The 4,681-nt window shown below is 51.7% G+C and carries 6 protein-coding genes; all 6 read right to left on the bottom strand.

Annotated features, from left to right (window positions below):
- Nucleotides 1-115: 115 nt before the first annotated feature.
- Nucleotides 116-463 (bottom strand): nucleotidyltransferase domain-containing protein, encoded by a 348-nt coding sequence (locus FBQ85_26785; GenBank protein MDL1878740.1) that lies wholly within the window; start codon nt 461-463, stop codon nt 116-118.
- Nucleotides 464-763: 300 nt separating this feature from the next.
- Nucleotides 764-1,231 (bottom strand): hypothetical protein, encoded by a 468-nt coding sequence (locus tag FBQ85_26780; protein MDL1878739.1) that lies wholly within the window; start codon nt 1,229-1,231, stop codon nt 764-766.
- The gene (locus tag FBQ85_26775) at nt 1,228-1,560 is read right to left on the bottom strand and encodes a hypothetical protein (GenBank protein ID MDL1878738.1); all 333 of its coding nucleotides are present in this window, start codon (nt 1,558-1,560) and stop codon (nt 1,228-1,230) included. Before FBQ85_26775 ends, FBQ85_26780 begins: the two co-directional genes overlap by 4 nt.
- 72 nt (nt 1,561-1,632) lie before the next feature.
- Nucleotides 1,633-1,974, bottom strand: coding sequence for a DUF962 domain-containing protein (locus tag FBQ85_26770; protein MDL1878737.1), 342 nt, complete (start codon nt 1,972-1,974; stop codon nt 1,633-1,635).
- A gap of 209 nt (nt 1,975-2,183) precedes the next feature.
- A complete protein-coding gene (locus FBQ85_26765; protein ID MDL1878736.1) occupies nt 2,184-3,107 on the bottom strand; it encodes a hypothetical protein in 924 nt (307 codons plus the stop codon).
- 272 nt (nt 3,108-3,379) lie between these two features.
- Nucleotides 3,380-4,681, bottom strand: a complete 1,302-nt coding sequence (gene argH, locus FBQ85_26760; protein MDL1878735.1) for an argininosuccinate lyase — start codon at nt 4,679-4,681, stop codon at nt 3,380-3,382.

The raw sequence follows: 4,681 nt of genomic DNA, 5'->3' as shown, positions 1-4,681 counted from the left end.
TAAAGTCGGTTTACCGCTCCAACAAAATGATGCGCCTCTTCGAGAATCCTGGCTTCACTCAGCGTCTCGTGCGCACGTTTCAATCGCTGGTGAATCGCCTGTTTCTGATTTTCCGTCATATTGGCACGCCTTCACTCTGAATTGAATCATATAGTGGTGTAATATTCAAAGGTTCGGCATGCCATCGCTCTCGTTGGCGCACAATCAAGTTGATAAGCTGATCATGCTGCAATTCAATCGCATAAATTTGATTACTGATCGCGCGCTTCAATTCATACGTTACTTGCTGCGGCACCAACACCAGCAAATCAATATCCGACTCTGCGGTATCCTCGCCGCGCGCTACGGAGCCGTACAAAATGACGTCGGCGTGCGGCGCAGCTTTGCGAATAGCCGTGGCGCAGAGCTTTAATAACCCCGCTCTATTTGAATGCTGCTTTTGCCACTCTTGATAACTTTGCATAGCGTGTTAATCTCAACAAAACGATGCCTTTTCTTTTGCTCGTGACAATTTTAGGGCATTCCGTCTAAAAAATCAAGGGCTTGTTAACAATGGCCTCGCGCGGCTTACTTGTTTGTAACAGGCAAAAAGACTTTCTTTGTTTCTTGCAGCCCCACCCAAATTGCCTCTCTCCCTTCTTTGCGCTCGATAGCCACGAAGAATTGCAGCAGCCACGCGCGGTGCGAGGGGTTCGTTGGTGCAGATGAAATGCTTTTTGGCAAGATAGCATTGATCGAAGAGAAATCGTGCCTGTCAGCAAGTTCATTTCACTTTCACAATTCCACTCCTCACGGTGATTGCGGCTAATTGCTGAGTTGTTGCACGCCTATAGCGTTTCGTGCGTGCGCGCTTGGGTACCGGCTTTTTCTTGGAGACAAAAGCCTGTTGCAACCCCAACTCTTTCCTCCTCTTTGCCGGCAAACCCGCAGCCACGAGTTGATACGATTCGCGTAGCAATAGCTTGAGCATTGCCGCCGGCAAGGCTTTTGGCTTCGTTACCAAAACCCAATTGTAGCGGGCGAGATATGGCGCGGGCGCGATGCCCTCTTTGCTGATCAACGTTGAAAACAGCCAGGGCGTTGTGCGGAAGGAAACATGCGAGATGTCGGGAAGCTCGAACAATGCGAACATCTTATTGCCTACCGAAAAGACGAGATTGCTTTCCCATTTGACGTCTTCGGTGACGTGCGGTAATTTGCGGCAGAAGGCGGCGAAGGTTTTGAAGCTCATATGAAATCATCCGGCAAGTATCTGATGTGCAATTTGAGATCGAGACGACGACAAGCCTTTTCGAGAACTTGAAAATAGGGTGCCCAACCGGGCGTCGCACGCGGTCGCGCATAAAAAGTCAGCGCGGCGACTCCCCTGCGCGTGAGTTGTGCAATGATTTTTTGTGCCAGTTTCGTGACTTCTGCGGGAGAAAGCGCATGATCATAATACGGAATTTTCATTTGCGGCGTGAGCAGGCCATATCTTCCCGACAAGATCAGCATCGGTTTACCAGCGCGCTGGCTCTCACGCCAAACCCAACGAATGCGCCGGCTGAAATATCTTTCCAACGCGGGCAATTGCCCATGAGATCTGCGCTTGCGTTTGCAGCATGTCGTACAAAAGTATTCCACCGGCGCAAGTCAGCTTTTCTTATTTTGCAAGCCCGATTTCTCCAGTTCATTTTGTAAGCCGCCGGTGAGCATCAATGCCCACATTCTCCAATCGCCGAGAAACGAAAAAAGCGGATACGTGAAGGTTGCGGGTCGATTTTTCTCCAACAAGAAATGCCCGATCCACGCGAAACCATAACCGGTCAACAGCGCCGTGAGCAAAAACCAAAATTGCTGCGTGACAAGGGCATAGATGATTTGCACCAAAGCCAGCGACGTTCCGATGAAATGCAGCCAGCGATTGGCCGGCGCGGCATGCTCGCCGAGATAGAACGGCCAGAATTCTTTGAAGGTTTTAAATTGTTCGGGCATGTGAAATTCCTCCTCAACTGGTTGGTTTGAAGCGGCAACAGGATCCCGTGCGTTGTTCTCTGATTTTTACGAACGATTCATTTGCAATGTCATTGAGAAGACCTCTTGTGAAATATCAGGCGCGGTGCTTGGATATTCACAGGATCCTTTCAGGATGACAACCAAAGAGGATTTGGGTTTGCAAGCTTATACTGCATCAATCCCGTAGCCTATTTCATCAGTTCATTGACAAAAAAATACAACGCATGCAAATGATCAACATGATCGGGCGCGGTGTTGCCGGCAAAGCCGAGCACGGCAAAATGATGCTGCCGGGACTCGCTGATTTGCTGCATGCCGAGCGGGCCCCACTCGAGCACAGGGCGGCGCTTCATGTCGAGTTCCTGCAAGATAAAATCCGTTGCCTCCGTGGTGCTGACAAACGTGCCGGGGAAAATTTCAGAATGCGTGATTAAAAACTTCTTGCTGGAATTTTCGGCGGCGGCCTCACGCGCGAAACGCACGAATGCTGCCAACTCATTGGCTTGAATCTCGCCGCCTTCCGCCAGAACTTGGTACTCAGGAACGTAACTCGCGTGAATGCCGTCGAGCAGTAGAATGGCGTCAACTCGGACATAATTTTGCGGCGTGCTGAGGATCTTGCGAATCGCGCCGTAGCCCGCGCTGAAGCCGCTCAAGATGATGCGTTTGATCGTAATCGGATTTGCAAGCTGTGTTTGCAGGCTATCATGCACGACATGCAGCAATGCCGGAAATATGGTGGAATCTTCGAAGGCTCTGCCATAAACGCCCGAGCCAGAGCCCAGATGGATGGTAGCCGTGAGTAAGGCGTTGCGATGATGAAGCGCAGCGTATTGCGTGGGAAATCCGGCGCCGTGAAAATGTACAAGTAAATCAAAGTTCCGCGCTTTTCTTCGGTTCTCAGGCAGGAAAACCTTGACGGGCCTGGGCAACAGCGTCGCAATCTCGAATTGCATGCCGGCATAAGCCTGTTCGGGAATGCGCTGATGCAATCGGGTATTCTCGATCATCGGTGAGGGATTTTGAGGCCGCGGTTTCAAGCTGTCCGGCTGTTGGCCGCGAGCGGGCAGGGTTATCTGTAACAGTGCAACCGGAATCAACCAAAATTTCATGCCGGCATACTCACAATTGATCCGCGACGGCTTGGCCGTCGCATGAGCTTGCTATTCTATTTAGAGTTGAATCGTTGCAAAAAAAGCGAAGATCTTTCCAACTGATAGAAAAGCCAACTGATATAGCCTCCCGCATCCGTTGGTTTTTTCTATCCGCTGGAAATTTTCTTTTTGGTTGCGGCTCGTTCGCGTTGGGAAATTGATGATCAAAAGCCAAACCAAGCTTGAGGTTCTTGTACAACTCAACAACAAAAGCCGGGGCGGAACTGGCATCACTCACGCTCCAACCATTTTTTTGCGTTGCGCAACTGCCGTTTCACTTGCGCCAACGCCGTACCGCCAATGGCATTACGCCGCTCGACGCTGACGCGCGCATCAAAACAATGCAACACCTCCTCATCGAACGCCGGATGCAATTCCTGCCAAAACGATAACGGCAATTCATGCAGGCTGCAGCGCCGGCGTTCAGCTTGTTGCACGGCCTGCGCGACGATATGATGCGCTTTACGAAATGGAATGCCTTTGCGCACGAGATAGTCAGCAACATCCGTTGCGAACAGGCTGCTGTCCAGCGCGGCTGTCATGTTCTCCGGCCGGAAACGGCTGGTTACCAGCGCGCCGGCAAACACGTCAAGGCAATCCTGCGCGATTTGCAAAGCTTCGAACACGATTTTCTTGTCTTCCTGCAAATCGCGATTGTACGTTACCGGTGTGCCTTTTTGCAAAGTCATGATCGAAGTCAAAAGGCCAGTTGCCACACCAGCTTTGCCGCGCACCAGTTCGAAGGCATCGGGGTTTTTTTTGTTCGGCATCATGCTTGAGCCGGTGGCGAACTTCTCGCCGGGATCGAGAAAGCCGAATTCCTGCGTGCTCCACAAAATGAAATCATGCGCATACCGGCTCAAGGTTACACAAACGTCGGCGCAGACAAACGCGATTTCATTGCAGAAACTGCGCGTGCCGGTAGCATCAATCGAATTCGCTGCAATGCGCGCAAATCCCAGTTCAACCGCCAGCAGACGACGGTCAATCGGAAACGCGGTGCCGGCCACGGCGCCTGCACCCAAAGGCAACTCATCGACTCTTTGCAAGAACTGCTGCAATTGCTGGTGATGGCGACGCAATGCTTCAAATGCCGAAAGCAAATAATGCGCAAGCCGCACCGGCTGCGCTTGTTGCGTGTGAGTATAACTGGGAAGGATGATCTCTAGCGAGGCTTCAGTTTGTTGCACGATCGCATTCACGCAAGCATGCAGCGAGGATTGCAAGTCACAGGCTTTACGTTTCAAATAAAGGCGAAAGTCGGTGACGACTTGATCATTGCGGCTGCGGCCGGTGTGAATTTTCGCGCCAGCGTCACCGGCAAGTTCCGTCAGCCGGCGTTCGATTGCGACGTGAATATCCTCGTCTTGCGGCAGGAATTGAAAATGATTGGCGTGAAACTCTGCGGCAATGCGTTGCAATCCGTTTTGAATGCGTTTCTCCTCCGCCGCAGACAAAATTCCGGCGACGCGCAAGGCCTTGGCCCACGCCTGATTGACGCGAATGTCTTCCTGCCACAACCGCCCGTCGAT

The sequence above is a fragment of the Cytophagia bacterium CHB2 genome, assembly GCA_030263535.1.
Lineage (GTDB): Bacteria > Zhuqueibacterota > Zhuqueibacteria > Zhuqueibacterales > Zhuqueibacteraceae > Coneutiohabitans.
The sequence above is the reverse complement of the archived record's forward strand: the minus strand, read 5'-3'. Positions and strand labels throughout refer to the sequence as shown.